The sequence below is a fragment of the Acinetobacter sp. YH12128 genome, assembly GCF_013418655.1.
Classification (GTDB): domain Bacteria; phylum Pseudomonadota; class Gammaproteobacteria; order Pseudomonadales; family Moraxellaceae; genus Acinetobacter; species Acinetobacter amyesii.
Genome location: NZ_VPBO01000023.1, coordinates 17,575 through 34,747, shown reverse-complemented (window position 1 = coordinate 34,747; position 17,173 = coordinate 17,575). Strand labels below are relative to the sequence as shown.

The window sequence follows — 17,173 nt, the reverse complement described above, 5'->3', positions numbered from 1 at the left end:
TCTAAACGTCCCTATCGTCTAGAGGCCTAGGACATCGCCCTTTCACGGCGGTAACCGGGGTTCGAATCCCCGTAGGGACGCCAATTCTTATTCAGACTTTCTCCAAGCTGATTATTCAAGTCTATTGAATACACATCACCATCTCTTCTGATTATTCAAAATTTTCATTGAATTCGCTGTGTATTAAAAAATCACTTATTGCAAATAATTCTCATTTCTATTGATTATTTTTATAAAGTTAATGATAATCGCTATCGTTTTTATCTGCATAATTGTTGACAGCCATGCGCTTTGCCTATTCTCCCCTCAATCTCGCAATTTTGACTGCTTTAGCATCTCAAGCTTATGCTAATGAAATTGATACAACTCAATTTATTCAAAGCAATAATCTCAAAATGTCGCCGATTGAAGTTGAAGTCAAAGCCAAGCCAGAAGTAGGTACAACCGTCTACTCCAAAGAAGATTTAGAAAAAACGCCGAATAGTTCGAAAAATATCACAGACTTTTTAAAAGTTAATCCAAATGTGCAGTTTAGCCGTGAACAACGTTCTGCAGATTCACAGGCTGAGCTACGACCATCCGAGATATCTATTAATGGCGCGCAAACTTACCGAAATAAATTTGTAATTAACGGCGTCAATACCACCAATAACCTTGACCCTCTGGCAAGCGGCAACTCCTATTCAGGCAAGCTTGATGGTGGCTCACAAGGGATTGCCCTAAATACCGATTTAATTTGTAAATTAGAATTGATCGATAGTAATGTTTCTGCAGCATACGGCGAATTTACAGGTGGTGTAGTTAATGCTGAAACTTGTGCACCAAATACTGAAATTGGCAAAATCCACGGCTCCGTTACTTACGACTACACGGAAAGTGATTGGTCACGTTATCATTTTACCGATGAAGAAGAAGCTGCAGAGTTTGAAGATCCAACATCATCAAATAATAAAGAATATAAAAAACACGGCCTAAGCCTGAATCTATACAGCAAACTCTCTGAACAATGGGGCATCAATAGTTATGCCTCTAAACGTGAATCCATCGTTCCAGTAATGAGTGGTTTAGAAGATCGCAGTAAAGTCAAAAGCGAGCGTATTAATATCAACTTAGGGACTACCCTTTTTTACACACCTTCGGACACAACCAAAGCGAAGTTTGGCTTTGATTTAGGGGATTTGGACAGTCTAAATTTCGTTGATAAGCGAATAAATTCAAAAAGTATTAGCAATACAGAAACGTTGACATTTTTTGGTGAATTAGAAAGTAAACTCAATAATTCAACATTAAAACAAAATATTAGCTATCAAACGCTAAGCCAAGCACGTGAAAATGATTCAACTACCGGCATTCTTTGGAAGCAAACACCAACTAAAAACTGGAGTTCCAATCCAGGTGAAGGTGCCACAAGTAGTGATATTGAATTACACCAAGATACATTTTCGTATAGTCTAAAAAATGCGTTTGATACCATTCAGATTGGCAACAGCATGCAACAATTAAGCTTTGGTATGGGCTATGACTATTCTAAAGTTGCATGGGAACGGCCTAACGATGCCTATATGTATAATCAGCCTAAGACTTTTACATCTAGTTCAGGCATTAGCTGTACGGCAGGTGATATTCTTTGTGATGAAGCAACGGATGAAAATAACTATCAAGGCCAATATCAAACAAATGGCAAGTATTATCAAAAAGGTAAAGTTAATATTGACCAACAACGTGTGCATACCTTCATTGAAAACACATCGACTTGGGATAATTTTTCAGCGCGTATAGGTTTACGTGCAGATTATGACAGCTTGTCGAAAAATTTAAATATTGCACCTCGTACTGCCTTTAACTATAAGCCGCTAAAAAATGATCTTTTGTCCTTCACTACGGGATGGAATCGATATTATGCAAACTATACCTTAGCCACTGAACTGCAAGATCAGCCTGCATTTTTGGAATACAATTTAAAACGCACAAAAAATCAAACTGAAGACTATTGGACTCAAACTGGGTTATCAGATTTAATATTAGCTAATTCCAATATTCAACGTGCCAATTTAAAGACCCCTTATGCTGACGAAATTGTGTTTGCCATTAATAGCCAAGTTAAAAACTGGAACCTTGGTCTGAAATGGGTGAATCGCGATAGCAAAGATGAAATCACAAAAAATCGTTTTATTGATCCAACAACCAGCAATACCATCGATCATTTTAAATACAGTAATAGTGGTAAAGCAAAAGCTGACATTTACACACTCACACTCAGAAATACGCTGCCAGTCGTATATAAAAACTCTCTGCACGGGTTTAACTTTGGCTTTGATTACACTGAATCAGAAAAAAATTATTTAGACTATTCTGAGTCATATAACGTTAACAGTAATACGGCTGCTGAAGATCGCGATATTATCTTTAACGGCAGCCTCATCCAATTTAATGAACGTCCTGTTGAAAATTTCAATCAGCCTTGGACTGCTCGTTTTGGTTGGGACATTGAGTTTTCAAATTTACCATTAAAGATTAATAACTTCTTAAGCTACAAATCTGAATATAAAGATACGTATAAACTAAAAAACAAAGTTGAACATGATGGTGTCCTGTTGGAAGCCTATGCTACAGATACGATTAGACCTCGATTTAGTTGGGATATGCGTACCACTTATGATTTCAATTTCGCTAAAGACTACAAAGCAATATTCGGTTTAACCATTAACAATATTATCAATCGACATAATATCTATACCACCCCAGGTATTAGTGAGTCGACCAACAGACTTAGATCTGAAATTGGACGACAGTTCATTGCTGATGTCACATTTAAATTTTAAACTTTCCCCTATCAAGCGCGCCTCAAAACGCGCTTGATTCATTTTTAAATAGACTAAAACATGAAAAAAATAATCTTACTCTTTGGCCTGTGCATAGTATGTCTCGGTATCTTCATCTACATTTTTAGACCCGAAGCCAGCCTACCGATAAATCATTCAAATACTGTTGAGCACGATGCCAATCAGACAAATCAAACAGCATTGAATGATGACCAAGAATCTTCTATTCCCGAAACCAACGATCATGACACTCAAATACAAGCGAAAAAAACCAAAAAATTGAGCGAAGAAGCAATACAGTATTACCGAACAGCAAGTAAATACGGTTGGGAGTCAATCGTTCGTGATTTTGAAAATGGAACCATCCTAAAAAGTAAAATGCCTAAAGGGGAAATAGAAAAACTTTGCGAAATTGCACTGAGTCAAAGCACTGCCGATAAAACCAAACGCTTATTTAAAGCAAATTGCAAACCACTCAATGGCCGTTCATCCTCTATGATTATTAATGGCGCATTAACCAATGCAGAAGGCAAAATAGATCAAAACGAAATCATTGAAAAATTAAAACTCTACAAGTCGGAAAATGTTTTACAAACACACGTTACGTATAAATTTGGCCCGTATGAAGAAAAAAGCTCTTTGCAATCCAAAGCAATTGGCTGGGGGCTTGAAGACGTTTCTGATTATTTGCTGAGTATTGGAGTCGATTACACGGGCGTGGATGGTAATTTAATTTTAGACAATATCAAAGGCCGTAACCCTTCTGTGAGTTTGGTTCAAAAACTACTGAATGCAGGAATCGAGCCCAATAGTAACGTTTATAAACAAATGGAACAGAATGACTTTTCAACCAAATATCCTGACGTTTACAATTTATTAAAAGCACACAAACCATGAAAAACATCGTTATTACCAGCTGCCTGCTAATGAGTATGCATTGCTTTGCAAATGCTCCAGTGCCACAAAATCACGCTACCAATGCACCATCAGTGAAAAACATTCACGACTTTAAAAAGATCAAAGGGATGACAAATGATGCATCTCGTTATTATAAATTTATAAACATATATGGTTGGTCAGCCATAGTGCAGGAATTTGAAAATAAAAATATTCAAAACAGTAAAATGAAAAATAAAGAAGTTAAAAAAATGTGTGACACAGCGCATCTTATACTTCCACTTCAAGATATCAAGCGACTGATTGCTGCTGATTGCAAACCCAGCTCAAACGATGTGACTTTTAACACCATCAATAGGATTTTAAAAAATGGCGATGGTTCTATTAATGAACAAGAAATTATTGCCAAATTAGAATTTTATAATGCATTAGGATTATTAAAAACACATCAAACATACGGCCGTGGCTATCGTGCAGAAACATATAATTTACTCTACAAAGCTGCCGGTTTTGGTTTGCCTAATGTTTTTGATTATCTACTTAATATTAGACTCACAGTAAAATATACCGATGGTAACTTACTGAATACACATTTTGATGGTCGCTCCCCACAACTCGCTTTAACCCAAAAAATTTTAAAACTGGGTGTTGAGCCAAATGCTTCAACCATCACGATCATGCAACAACGGAACTTTAAACAACACTACCCCGACATTTACCAAGTCATCCTGTCCAATCTAGAACAGAAAAACCGTAAACTTTAATTAATTACAGCCTGACTGGTTTTGTTTATACTTCAGCTTGATCTATTTTGATGTAAGAACACCCTATGTTTAAAAAGTTGCTCTTGGTTTTAGCCATCTTATTTCCATCTGCACTCTATCTGTATATTGTGAGCCGCGATGACAACAAAGCCCCTGTAGCTGAACAAACTCAAGTACCTGCAACTTCTGAAGCTGAGTATCAGACTCCTGACCATTAATCCAATGGTCAGTGCTAAAGATTTAAATTTTAGATCAGTATTATCACATTATAAGAAAAATTCGATTTATCAATCATTTCACTGCATTCAATCATAAAATATACCTTTCATTCAATTTTCATTTCACTATGCAATCTCCCTCTGAACCTTCGCAACACTCGTCTGCTGAAGGTAAAAGTCCATCGCTTAAACGTGCGATGACGACTCGACACCTTGTGATGCTCTCACTTGGTGGTGCAATTGGTACTGGTTTGTTTATGGGTTCAGGTGAAGTTATTTCACAAGCTGGGCCTTTAGGCGCTGTTCTTGCCTATATTATTGGCGGTTTGATTGCCTACATGGTCATGCTCTGTTTGGGTGAACTTGCCGTACATTTACCTGTTTCTGGCTCTTTTGGTGCTTTTGCGACTAATTATATTGGCCCGGGTACCGGTTATATGGTGTCTTGGATGTACTGGTTGGGCTGGTCTGCCACCTTAGGTACAGAATTTACTGCGGCGGCTATTTTGATGCAGGAATGGTTTCCACAAACCTCTATTTGGTTATGGACACTGATCTTTGCAGCTGGCGTACTGATCTCTAATCTAAGTTCTACACGTGCGTTTGCAGAGTCAGAATTTTGGTTATCAATGGTGAAAGTTGCAACAGTGTTGATTTTCATCATCCTTGGTTTTGCCTGCATCTTTGGTTTCGTACCTTTCCAAGGCTATGAATCAGCTCCAATGTTCCACAATTTGACTGAACATGGTTGGCTGCCAAATGGTTTGTTCCCACTGTTTGCCACATTATTGATTGTGAACTTTGCCTTTAATGGTACAGAAATGATTGGTATCGCTGCAGGTGAAACTGAAAACCCTGAAAAGAATGTGCCTAAAGCCATTCATGCTGCGGTATGGCGCTTAATCATTTTCTTTGTCGGCACTATTATCGTCATCAGTTCACTGTTGACCTATACCGATGCAGGTTTAAATGTTGGTGGACATGGCGGCTTAAGTAGTAGCCCATTCGTTTCCGTATTTAACCTGATGGGCATTCCCTATGCAGAAGACTTAATTCGTTTCGTCATTATTACGGCTTTACTCTCTACAGCTAACTCTGGTTTATATGCTGCATCACGTATGATGTGGGCGCTGTCTGCACAAAAACAATTACCACGTGCTTTCGGAAAATTAAGCAAAACTGGTGTGCCTTATATTGCTGTATTGGTCACTATGATCGGTGGTTTACCGGGTCTATTGTCAGAACAATTTGGCGCAGATGTGATCTTCAAAAACTTGATGGGGATTGCCGCTTTCACCATGGTGATCGTGTGGATGAGTATTTGTTGGAGTCAATTTAACTTCCGTCGCCAATGGCTGAAACAAGGTCATAGCGTGTCAGAACTTAAATTCCGTACACCATGGTTCCCACTGGTTCCAATCCTTGGCTTTGTCTGCTGTACCGCAACAGGTTTAAGTATGGCTGCAGATCCTGAAATGCTTTCAGGCTTTATTGGATGCTTGATCTTTATGGCGGCATGTTATGCAGGTTATTATTGGTTATATCATAATCAAGATTAAGCTGATTTAATGATTAATCTTTAAAGCGAATCCAAAGCCATTGGGTTCGCTTTTTTATTTTCAAAGCCTTTCTTTTCTATAATTTATTAATCGTTGATTTATATGTTTAAATAACAGACAAATGAGCTGAGATTTAAATTTTTTCTTTGACTCACATCATGTTTATTCATACTATGACAGCACCTCAAAACGTCCCTATCGTCTAGAGGCCTAGGACATCGCCCTTTCACGGCGGTAACCGGGGTTCGAATCCCCGTAGGGACGCCAATTCTTCTGTCAGCTCTGACAAACTTAAAGTTTATTTATCTATAATTTATATTAATTGATTGCATCATCATTGCATTCTTCTCTACAATTACTCGCTTCATTATTTGATTCTCCTTTTTCTCTATGCAGTCATCTCATTCTCCGAATGATGCTTCGCATCAGGGCAATTCTGCGCCGTTAAAACGCGCTATGAGTACTCGACATCTGGTGATGATTTCGCTTGGCGGCGCAATCGGTACTGGTTTATTTCTTGGTTCGGGTGAAGTCATTGCACAAACGGGGCCTGTAGGTGCCATTATTTCGTATTTTTTAGGCGGTATTATCGCCTATATGGTGATGCTTTGCTTAGGCGAGCTCGCTGTACATATGCCAGAATCAGGTTCATTTGGCGCTTATGCTAAACGCTATATCGGACCGGGTACGGGCTATACCATCACTTGGCTGTATTGGCTGACATGGTCAGTAACGCTAGGAACTGAATTTACTGCTGCTGCACTTTTAATGCAGGAATGGTTCCCAGACAGCTCTATGTGGATGTGGACCCTAATCTTTGGTGCTTTTGTATTCTGCTTGAATATGATTTCAACCAAATGGTTTGCTGAATCTGAATTTTGGCTAGCCTTAGTCAAAGTGATTACCGTTGTTGCCTTTATTATTTTAGGTCTATTGGCCATTTTTGGTGTTTTAGGCTATCGAGGCTATGAAGCTGCACCGCTGTTTAGCAACCTCACTGCACAAGGATGGTTCCCTGAAGGCTTGTTCCCAATCTTCGCTACAATGTTGATTGTTAACTTTGCATTCTCAGGTACTGAACTGATTGGTGTTGCTGCGGGTGAAACCAAAGATCCAGCGAAAAATGTGCCTAAAGCCATTAACACGGCGATTTTCCGCTTATTGATTTTCTTTGTGGGTACCATTGTTGTTATTACTGCACTATTACCACACCAAGAGGCCGGCTTATCTGCCGAAGGTGTAAGTAGTTCACCTTTCGTAACGGTATTCCAGCACATTGGTATTCCTTATGCAGAAGACATTATCCGCTTTGTCATTATCACAGCCCTACTTTCTGCTGCAAACTCAGGTTTATTTGCTGCATCTCGAATGATGTGGTCATTGTCCTATAGTAAGCAATTACCTGCAGTGTTCTCTAAAGTGAACTCGCGGGGTATTCCTTATGTTGCCGTGATTGTGACCATGATCGGTGGTATGCCGGGCTTACTTTCTGAGCAATTTGCACCAGAAACCATCTTCAAAAACTTGTTAGGTGTCGCGGCATTTACCATGGTGGTGGTATGGATGAGTATTTGTTTAAGCCAATTCAACTTCCGCCGTCAGTGGTATAAAGAAGGCAAAACTGCAAAAGATTTAGCTTTTGCTGCACCACTCTTCCCAATCGTGCCGATACTCGGTTTTGTATTCTGTCTTATTACCTGTATTAGTATGGTATTTGACCCAGAAATGTTAACTGGCTTTATCTGCTGTATGATCTTCATTGTGGCGTGTTATATCAGCTACTACACCTTGTATCACAACAAAGATTGATCTGCGTTGTCATACCAAACACGATAAAAGAGTAACTTCGGTTGCTCTTTTTTTATGGCTATATTTTAATAAAAGTAGAATAAAAACTGGTCCGTCGATGAGGTGCAATATGCAGATCATCTTTATCCATGGCATGAATCAACAACAACAAACTGCACGTACGCTCGAACAGCATTGGCTTGCACTGTTGTCTCAAGGCTTAAAGCAAAGCCATCAAGAGACTTTTTTATCGTATATACAGCACCATATGCGCATGCCTTTTTATGGAGACTTACTCACGCGTTATCATTTGCAGAATATGCTTCAAGCCAGCACCTTGACACCTCAAACGTGGCCACATTTTCCGTTTATCCATCGCACTGAACTCCCAGAAAAATCACCAAAAGTACTTGAGCATCATGCTGTACAAAATAATCTACCTGACATCACCCTCAATGATGCTATTGGATTAAGCCAATCATTCAAATCGATCACTGCACTTGGCAAAGATCTTGTCCTACGCGATTTTGCAGTTTTAATGAATTATTTCCCAAAATTACATGCCACACTTTTGCATAAATTTTTGGTCGAAACTTATCTCTATTTATCCAATCCACACTTTATTCAGGCAGTTCATACTCGTCTGCATGAGCAATTACATCAAACGAAACCCACCCTGTTGATTGCACATTCGCTAGGTAGCGTGATTGCGTATCATTTTTTACTGTTACATCCTGAACTCAACATACAGCGCTTTATCACCTTGGGCTCACCTTTGGCTTTTCGTGTCATCCAAGCCCACTTACCTCAGCCTTTACAGCGACCTGATGCAATTTCAGGCGATTGGTTAAACTTTTATTCACATGATGATTTTCTCAGCGCTTTTCCACTGAGTCAGGCACCATTTGATTTTCAACCCGCCATTATCAACCAGCAAATTCAGACATCGATTGAACACCCACACGATATTGCTGGATATTTAACGCATCCAGAAGTTATTGCTACAATCTTACAAGTGTTGAAAAAACCGACATAAATAATGTATTTTTCAAACATTTTTAGCAAATTGTTTTAATTTTATGCACTCAACAACAAAAACTGAATTTATTTATAGAAAAGCGTTTGACACCCCCCGATTTTCACCCTAATATACGCCCACCTCTGAAACGTCCCTATCGTCTAGAGGCCTAGGACATCGCCCTTTCACGGCGGTAACCGGGGTTCGAATCCCCGTAGGGACGCCAATTTTCAGAAGTACATTTTATTAAGTCCCTATCGTCTAGAGGCCTAGGACATCGCCCTTTCACGGCGGTAACCGGGGTTCGAATCCCCGTAGGGACGCCATTATTTAGTCTAAAAACTTAGACTGAAATAAACGGTTTTAAAATTTGCTTTCTGTACTGTCCCTATCGTCTAGAGGCCTAGGACATCGCCCTTTCACGGCGGTAACCGGGGTTCGAATCCCCGTAGGGACGCCATATTCGAGTTGGTTTTAATCACTCATTAAAAAGCTCAAGCATTGCGACTTGGGCTTTTTTATTGCCTTAATTTCTAAATATTTCTTTTAAAAGTTTTGAATCATAAATGGCCTTAGGGGCAATCACCTGCTCATTCAGCGGAATATTTTGACCATAGCGCTGCCGCATTAGACGCTGGACTTCATTTTGTTTTAAATCAAATTGTTTCAGTTGTTGTAATGGAGAAAGTTCGATTCCTAAAGCATGCTGATAAGCTTTCCAAACAATTTCAGAACAGTAAATTGCACGGTCATCCCATTCAAAATATATATCATAGGGTTTGCCCAAGTACTTTTCTGCATGTTGTACCAACTTCGTTTTCTGCGGCACATTTAAGGGTTGTTTGAGCCTTTTTACGACATAGTGAGCATTCTCCCCACGCGTGATCCATTGATTTAAAGCGGTATATTGCACAGGTTGAATAGCTTCGAGCACCCAGGTTTGGTTATTTTTATTTACGATCATGCCCATGTGACTATAGGGCGAATGTGTGGCCTTTTGAATGCTTAAACTTTGCTGTGACTTTGAGATATGAAAAATGATATCCCCCGTCTGAAATACGGACTGGGCATAGAGGGCAGAACTGAGCCCCGAAAGAATGACTATTAATATTAAAATTTTAGACATTTTTATTGTAAGCAATATTGATATGAATAAAGGCAACCATAACATGGATGTATGCCGATTGCCCTTATTCTAATAATTCAATGATTGATTAAGCCGACTTACGTGAATTGACTTGCCCTTTAATGACCGCTGTTAAATTTCCTTTGAGATATTTAAAAAACACTTTTAACGGTGAAAGTTTAGGATTTGGCTGTTTGCCTTCACCAATCGATTTAAACTGAGCGGCATACCAAATAATTTCCATAATCGCCATTTTATCAATCATCGGTATGCCAGTTTTAATTTTGTCCACACCGTAACGAACATCCTGCCCCGCCAATAAACGATCAGCCAAATCGACTTCTACAGCGAAAGGACGTGCAATACCAATAAAATCACAAGCTCCACTGTCTAGTGCAGCATTCATGCCTTGCACGGTTCTAAACCCGCCGGTAACCATTAACGCGCATTTCACTTCTTTACGGATATTGTCCGCAAAATCGAGGAAATAAGCTTCACGAGCAATGGTACTGGCTTTACGTTTTTCTGCTTTAGCACCCGCCATCGCTGGCGCTTCATAGGAACCACCCGAGATTTCAATCATATCAATCCCTGCGGCATCGATTGCCTTAAAGACCTCAATCACATCTGCTTCGCTAATTCCGCCGCGTTGGAAATCAGCAGAATTCAGTTTGACCGAAATGATAAAATCATCGGTCGTCGCTGCGCGAACTGCCTTATAGATTTCAAGCAAAAAGCGCATGCGATTTTCATTTGAACCGCCCCACTGATCTTGACGTTTATTGGTCAGTGGCGACAAAAACTGACTAATTAAATAACCATGCGCACCATGCAATTGCACGCCTTCGAAGCCTGCCTTTTCACAAATGTGTGCGGCACGTGCAAAACGCTGAATAATATCTAAAATTTCATCTTCACGAAGTTCGCGCGGTGTTCCAAAAGTTGTAGCTAACATCGGACTAAATGGTACAGCGGACGGCGCAACCGTTTCCTTATTTAAACCTTTAGGACATTGACGGCCCGGATGTGAAAGTTGAACCAATTGCACCATGCCGTGCTTCTTACCTAACTCAGCCCACTGTGTTAACTGTGCTAAATCTCGCTCAGTTTCAGCGACCACAACCCCCGGCTCATTTTTAGCACAAAAATCCACCATGACATTACCGGTAATGGCACAGCCTAAACCACCCTTCGCCCAAGCTTCATATAACCCAAAATGTAAGTGATTGGGTTGGCCTGCGGTATTGGCCAATGCTTCACTCATTGCACCTTTGATGATGCGATTTTTAAACGTGGTATTACGAATTTTAAAGCTTTCAGCTAAATGGCTCATGACAATGTCCAAAATGAAATAATAAGTCCTGAGTATTTACTCTAATTACTATTTTCTAAAGGTCAAGGATATTTTGACAATGACACTTGTCAAAATATCCATAAGTTTGATTTTAGTATTGGCTGGCTTCAATTAATTTACGGGTATAGTCCGTTTGTGGTCGTGCAAATAGATCTGCGGTGTCTTGAAATTCCATGACTTTGGCATGGCGCAGTACCAACACTTTTTGACACAGGGCTTTGACCACGTGTAAATCGTGACTGATAAATAAATAACTCATATTAAATTCTTGCTGCAAACGCCGTAGCAGCTTCACGATGGCTTTTTGTGTCGTCCGATCTAGTGCCGATGTGGGTTCATCGAGTATCAATAATTTAGGACGTAATACCAACGCACGTGCTAAGGCGACTCTCTGCCGTTGCCCACCCGATAATTCATGTGGATAACGCTGCTTAAATGAGCTGGCTAATTCGACTTTCTGCAAAGCTTCATCTATACGCTGTACAATTTCATTTGCAGATAAATGCTGTAAGGCCAAACCTTCGCCAATGGTTTGCTCTACATTGAGCCGTGGATTTAAACTACTGAATGGATCTTGAAAGACAATTTGAAATTCACGACGTAAAGGTCTGAGCTGTTTTTCTGAAAGTTGATGGATGGCGTGTTGATTTAACATAATTTCGCCATCACTTTCTATGAGCCGAGCAATAGCCAATGCTAGGGAGCTTTTCCCTGAACCACTCTCTCCAACAATACCGATCGACTCACCTTCAGCCACTGTTAAATCCAAAGCCTCTACCGCAACGACATAATCTTTGATGCGGTTCAATAAGCCTTGTTTGACTGGGAACTTCACTCCTAATTGGTGTAATTTTAAAAGTGTCTGCGTTTGTGAAACCTGTATTGCTTTACCAAAATCATGGTCTAATAGATTTTTGGTATACGCCTGCTTCGGTTGCTCAAAAATTTCCTGAACATCTCCTTGTTCCACCACTTGTCCACGATTCATCACAATCACATGTTCGGCATAGCGCTTGACCAAATTCAGGTCATGGCTAATTAAAATCATGGCCATATTACGCTGCTGTTGTAGCGACTTTAATAAATTTAAGATTTGCGCTTGCAAAGTGACATCTAAAGCCGTGGTTGGCTCATCAGCGATTAAAATATCAGGATCTAAGGCCAATGCCATGGCAATCATGACACGTTGTCGCTGCCCCCCAGATAACTCATGTGGGTATCGTCTTAACTTATCTTCAGCATCAGGAATACCAACACCATTTAATAATTCTATAACCCGCTGCCGAGTTTTTGCCTTCGACCATCCCTGTAACAACAGTGACTCACCAACAATCTTTTCAACCCGATGTAAGGGATTTAAAGCTGTCATCGGCTCTTGAAAAATCATGGCAATTTTCTGTCCACGAATGTTTCGGTGCTGCTCAGGACTCAGTCCAAGAATATTTTGTCCATTCAGGCTGACGCTGCCTGTGACCTGCAGATCACTCGACAACAAACCGAGTATAGCTAGGCTGCTAATCGATTTACCTGAGCCGCTTTCTCCAACAATCGCTATCGTTTCACCTGCATGCAATTTAAAATTTAGATCATCAACCAAGACCTGTGCTGCATGTGAAATATGTAAATGTTCCACCTCTAACACGATGGGAGGTACATTAACTTGATGATTATTGACCTCTAGGATCGAATGCATCACGTGTCGCCTCCCCAATGTAAATCAATAAAGACAGCACGATCGCTAAGGTAAAAAACCCCGATAAGGCTAGCCATGGTGCATTCAGATTGTTTTTCCCTTGAAGCAATAACTCACCTAATGACGCTGCATCAGGCGGTAAGCCATAACCTAAGAAATCCAAGGCTGTCAGTGCAGTAATATTTGCCGTAAGCATGAAAGGTAGCTGTGAAAGACTGGAACTCATCGCATTTGGTAAAATATGCCGAAACATAATCGTACTATCTGTGACGCCAAGACTTCGTGCTGCACGGACATAATCAAAATTACGAGCACGTAAAAACTCTGCACGAACCAAGCCGACTAAAGTGGGCCAGCCAAACAACAGCATAATGACAAAGAGCCAATACACACTCGGTGTAAACATACTGACTAAAATCATTACCATGAATAGCATCGGGAGCCCACCCCAGACTTCTAAAATCCGTTGACCAATGAGGTCTATCCACCCACCATAATAGCCTTGTATCGCCCCAACCATGATGCCCAATATTGCTGAAGCAAAAGTTAATACAAAACCAAACAGGAGCGACACACGTAATCCATATAAAATTCGCGCCAGCACATCACGCCCTTGGTCATCGGTACCGAGCCAATTTTGTGCAGTTGGTGCAGATGGTACGGGCACAGCCAGTTCTAAATTCGGTGTTTGATAGGAAAATTTAATTAGTGGCCATACAGCCCAGCCTTTCTCTTCAATCAGTTGCTGAACGACAGGATCTTTATAATCAGCCTCAGTTTCAAATACCCCACCGAATGCGGTCTCTGGATAGCTTTTTAGTACGGGCACATATAAAGAATCATCGTATTTGACCAAGAGCGGTTTATCATTGGCAATAAACTCGACAGCTAGAGACAACATAAAAATCAAGGCAAAGCTGATAAAGCATGTAAAACCTAATTTATTGTCTTTAAAACGTTGAAATCGCGCTTGCATGATCGGAGACATTATTTTGCCCCCTGCGAATCAAAATTAATTCGTGGATCAATCATTTGATACATGACATCACTGATTAATCTTAAGATCAGCCCCATCAAGGTAAAAATAAACAAGGTGCCAAAAATCACTGGATAATCGCGTTGTACGATGGCTTCAAACCCCAACAATCCCAGGCCATCTAGATTGAAAATAATTTCAATAAATAGATTTCCCACAAAGAAGATGCCAATCAAGGCTTCTGGTAGACCAGCAATAACAATGAGCATTGCATTACGAAATACATGCCCATACAGCACACGTGATTCGGTCAAACCTTTAGAACGAGCAGCAAGAACATATTGCTTATTTAGTTCTTCCATAAAAGAGTATTTGGTCAGATAAGTTAAGCCAGCAAAACCACCAATCACCATGGCAAACAAAGGCAACGCCATATGCCAAAAATAATCTGCAATTTTGCCAAATACACTTAACTCAGTAAAATTCTCTGAAACTAAACCTTGTAGAGGAAACCACTGAAAATATGAACCACCTGCAAAAAATACAATGAGTAAAATGGCAAAGGCAAAAGCAGGAATGGCGTAGCCGATAGCCAATAAAATAGACGTACTTTTATCAAATAACAGACCATGTTGACGGGCTTTTTTAATGCCTAATGGAATAGACACCATATAGATCAGCAAGGTACTCCATAAGCCAAGGGATAAAGATACTGGCAGTTTTTCCCAAAGCAGCTGAGTGACAGGCTTATCTTTAAAGAAACTGGTACCAAAATCTAGTGTCACATAGCCCTTTAACATGAGCCAAAAACGTTCGAATAATGGTTTATCGAAACCATATTGCGCTTCGATTTTTGCCACCATTTCTTCACTGAGGCCTTTTGCACCTTGGTATTTACTGCCTGTCGTCGCAGTTTCACCACCACCCGTGTTTCCCATGCCTTGAAAGGATTCTGCTTGCTGTATAGCCTGCTCAACAGGTCCTCCTGGCGCAATCTGAATCACGACAAAGTTAATCAGTAAAATGAAAAACAATGTTGGAATAATCAGGAGCAATCTTTTTAAAATATATGTGCCCATGTTGCTTTCACATTCCTAGTCATTCAGGTGTATTTATTGCTGCCGTAGATATTGTGTTATTTGCTTGGCTTGAGCTACATCACTCCACCAATAGTCAATCCCTACAGAAAGTTTAGGTTTGACATAAGGTTGCTTATACATATGCCAATAGGCAAACCAGTTTTCACTTTGCCCAAACATTGGGATTTGATAATAACCCGCTCTAAGCAGGCGGTCTAAAACACGCGTACGAACAATCAATTCCTCCCGATTTGGAGCATTGATCACCTGTTGAATGAGCTTATCGATCACAGGATTTTTAATCCCAGCATAATTATAATTACCCACTTGATCGGCTGCTTGACTGCCCCAAAGTTGAGCTTGCTCACCCGCTGGAGTGAGCGATTGAGGCATTTCATCCACGATCATATCAAAGTCAATATTTCGCATACGCTCGGTGTATTGCGGTCCATCGACTTGTCGTAATAACACCTGAATACCTAAACGTTTCAAATTTCGTATAAATGGCATTAAGGTTCGCTGCAAATCTTGTTGCTGAATCAAAAGTTCAAATTTCACAGGCTGAGATTTTGCATCCACCAATCTGCCGTCTTGATAACGATAACCCGCATTCAATAACAGTTGGCGTGCATGCAGAAGGTTTTTTCGATTAAATCCACTGCCATCAGAAACAGGATATTGCCAATTGGATAAAACCCCCTGTCGTTGAATAGGATCAAGTTGCGATAACATCGGTTTTAAAATATCCAACTCTTGGATAGAGGGTTTTCCCTTTGCTTCTAACACACTATTACTAAAATAACTCTGTAAACGCTGATACTGCCCATAAAACAACGCTCTATTTTGCCATTCAAAATCATAAGCAAAAGTTAAAGCTTGCCGAAAGCGAATATCACTAAATGGCGCACGACGGGTATTAAATACGAGACTTTTTGTGGGAATCGGTCGTTCATGTTTAAAGCGATATTTGACAATTTTACCGTCTTTAAAAGCAGGAAAATTGTACGCTCCCACCCAATTACGTGCGGTCTTTTCCTCATATAACGTAAATTGACCCGCTTTAAAGCCTTCAAAGGCGATGTCTGGGCTGCGGTAATATACATATTTCAGATGGTTAAAATTATACCGACCACGATTGACAGCTAATTTCTGCCCCCAATAGTCTGGATTGCGCTTGTAGCGAATACTCCTACCTGCATCGATCTTCTCAATCGTGTAAGGGCCAGAGCCTAAAATGGGCTGCAATGTAATTTGAGTAAAATCTTTTTTTGCCCAATCCTTTTTGGAATAAATCGGCATTTGCGCCAAAATCATGGGCATATCCGTATTATGTCCAGATTTAAAACTCATCCTCACCTGATATTTAGATAAAATATCTGTTTTGTCCAAATCCGCTAGGTACATTTGTAGACCGGGATTTGATTTAGTTTGGAAGGTATCAAAACTAAACTTCACATCATCAGCTGTTAAGGCACTCCCATCACTAAATCGTGCTTTGGAGTTTAAATGAAAAATAACAAAATTAGTTTTTTTCGGGTCAAATGTCACTTTTTCGGCAAGTAACGGATACATCACGCCCGGCTCATCTAAAGATGAACTCATCAAACTATCAAATAGATAATTGATACCTTCAACAGAACGCCCTTTTCCATTCATGCTGTTTAAATTATCAAAACTCCCAATACTCGAAGTCGTGATATAGCCCCCTTTAGTGGCAAAAGGATTGGCATAGGGCATTGCCTGTAATTGATGATATTGAGGGCTACTATGTATGGCAAGAAAAGGCGTGGTCTGCAATGCAGCCCACGCCCCTGTTGAAAGTATGCTCAAGGTCATACCAAACACGTAACGCGAAGTTGAAGCAGAATACATTCAACTT

Annotated in this window: 13 protein-coding genes and 5 tRNA genes; 12 read left to right on the top strand and 6 right to left on the bottom strand. The window is 40.1% G+C overall.

All coding sequences use genetic code 11. From position 1 onward, the window contains the following. The first annotated feature begins 7 nt into the window (after positions 1–7). The 12 genes from FTU64_RS12615 to FTU64_RS12560 all read left to right on the top strand — a co-directional run bounded on the left by FTU64_RS12615 (position 8) and on the right by FTU64_RS12560 (position 9,526). Positions 8–83 (top strand) — tRNA-Glu (locus FTU64_RS12615). Between the two features lie 201 nt (positions 84–284). After that, positions 285–2,822, top strand: coding sequence for a TonB-dependent receptor plug domain-containing protein (locus FTU64_RS12610; RefSeq protein WP_180059891.1), 2,538 nt, complete (start codon positions 285–287; stop codon positions 2,820–2,822). Between the two features lie 60 nt (positions 2,823–2,882). Continuing rightward, the gene (locus FTU64_RS12605) at positions 2,883–3,719 is read left to right on the top strand and encodes a hypothetical protein (RefSeq protein ID WP_180055965.1); all 837 of its coding nucleotides are present in this window, start codon (positions 2,883–2,885) and stop codon (positions 3,717–3,719) included. Next, entirely contained in the window at positions 3,716–4,483 is a 768-nt protein-coding gene (locus FTU64_RS12600) for a hypothetical protein (protein ID WP_180020781.1), read from the top strand. The genes FTU64_RS12605 and FTU64_RS12600 overlap by 4 nt, the downstream gene beginning before the upstream one ends. Positions 4,484–4,548: 65 nt before the next feature. Beyond that, a complete protein-coding gene (locus FTU64_RS12595; RefSeq protein ID WP_168379378.1) occupies positions 4,549–4,701 on the top strand; it encodes a hypothetical protein in 153 nt (50 codons plus the stop codon). A 128-nt stretch (positions 4,702–4,829) separates the two neighbouring features. Beyond that, complete coding sequence (locus FTU64_RS12590) at positions 4,830–6,260, top strand: amino acid permease (RefSeq protein WP_180059889.1); 1,431 nt, start codon at positions 4,830–4,832, stop codon at positions 6,258–6,260. A gap of 191 nt (positions 6,261–6,451) precedes the next feature. Continuing rightward, positions 6,452–6,527, top strand: a tRNA-Glu gene (locus FTU64_RS12585). A gap of 123 nt (positions 6,528–6,650) precedes the next feature. After that, positions 6,651–8,069 carry an amino acid permease gene (locus FTU64_RS12580; protein ID WP_078189154.1) on the top strand — a complete coding sequence of 473 codons (1,419 nt, stop codon included), beginning with the start codon at positions 6,651–6,653 and terminating at the stop codon, positions 8,067–8,069. A gap of 109 nt (positions 8,070–8,178) precedes the next feature. Further along, positions 8,179–9,084 carry an alpha/beta fold hydrolase gene (locus FTU64_RS12575; protein ID WP_180040730.1) on the top strand — a complete coding sequence of 302 codons (906 nt, stop codon included), beginning with the start codon at positions 8,179–8,181 and terminating at the stop codon, positions 9,082–9,084. A 132-nt stretch (positions 9,085–9,216) separates the two neighbouring features. Next, a tRNA-Glu gene (locus FTU64_RS12570) sits at positions 9,217–9,292 on the top strand. Positions 9,293–9,316: 24 nt separating this feature from the next. Beyond that, positions 9,317–9,392 (top strand) — tRNA-Glu (locus FTU64_RS12565). Positions 9,393–9,450: 58 nt separating this feature from the next. After that, positions 9,451–9,526, top strand: a tRNA-Glu gene (locus FTU64_RS12560). A gap of 66 nt (positions 9,527–9,592) precedes the next feature. Here the strand turns inward: FTU64_RS12560 and FTU64_RS12555 are convergent. From FTU64_RS12555 to FTU64_RS12530, 6 genes are all read right to left on the bottom strand, one after another. Next, positions 9,593–10,192, bottom strand: a complete 600-nt coding sequence (locus FTU64_RS12555) for a YiiX family permuted papain-like enzyme (protein ID WP_180040728.1) — start codon at positions 10,190–10,192, stop codon at positions 9,593–9,595. 88 nt (positions 10,193–10,280) lie between these two features. Next, a complete protein-coding gene (locus FTU64_RS12550) occupies positions 10,281–11,525 on the bottom strand; it encodes an NADH:flavin oxidoreductase/NADH oxidase family protein (RefSeq protein WP_180055968.1) in 1,245 nt (414 codons plus the stop codon). Between the two features lie 112 nt (positions 11,526–11,637). Then, on the bottom strand, positions 11,638–13,239 hold the full coding sequence (locus FTU64_RS12545; protein WP_180055983.1) for an ABC transporter ATP-binding protein: 1,602 nt from the start codon (positions 13,237–13,239) through the stop codon (positions 11,638–11,640). Then, positions 13,214–14,227, bottom strand: a complete 1,014-nt coding sequence (locus FTU64_RS12540) for an ABC transporter permease (RefSeq protein ID WP_180055969.1) — start codon at positions 14,225–14,227, stop codon at positions 13,214–13,216. The genes FTU64_RS12545 and FTU64_RS12540 overlap by 26 nt, the downstream gene beginning before the upstream one ends. Further along, positions 14,227–15,294, bottom strand: coding sequence for a microcin C ABC transporter permease YejB (locus FTU64_RS12535; RefSeq protein WP_180008291.1), 1,068 nt, complete (start codon positions 15,292–15,294; stop codon positions 14,227–14,229). Before FTU64_RS12535 ends, FTU64_RS12540 begins: the two co-directional genes overlap by 1 nt. A gap of 33 nt (positions 15,295–15,327) precedes the next feature. After that, on the bottom strand, positions 15,328–17,130 hold the full coding sequence (locus FTU64_RS12530; RefSeq protein WP_257222254.1) for an extracellular solute-binding protein: 1,803 nt from the start codon (positions 17,128–17,130) through the stop codon (positions 15,328–15,330). Positions 17,131–17,173: the final 43 nt, after the last annotated feature.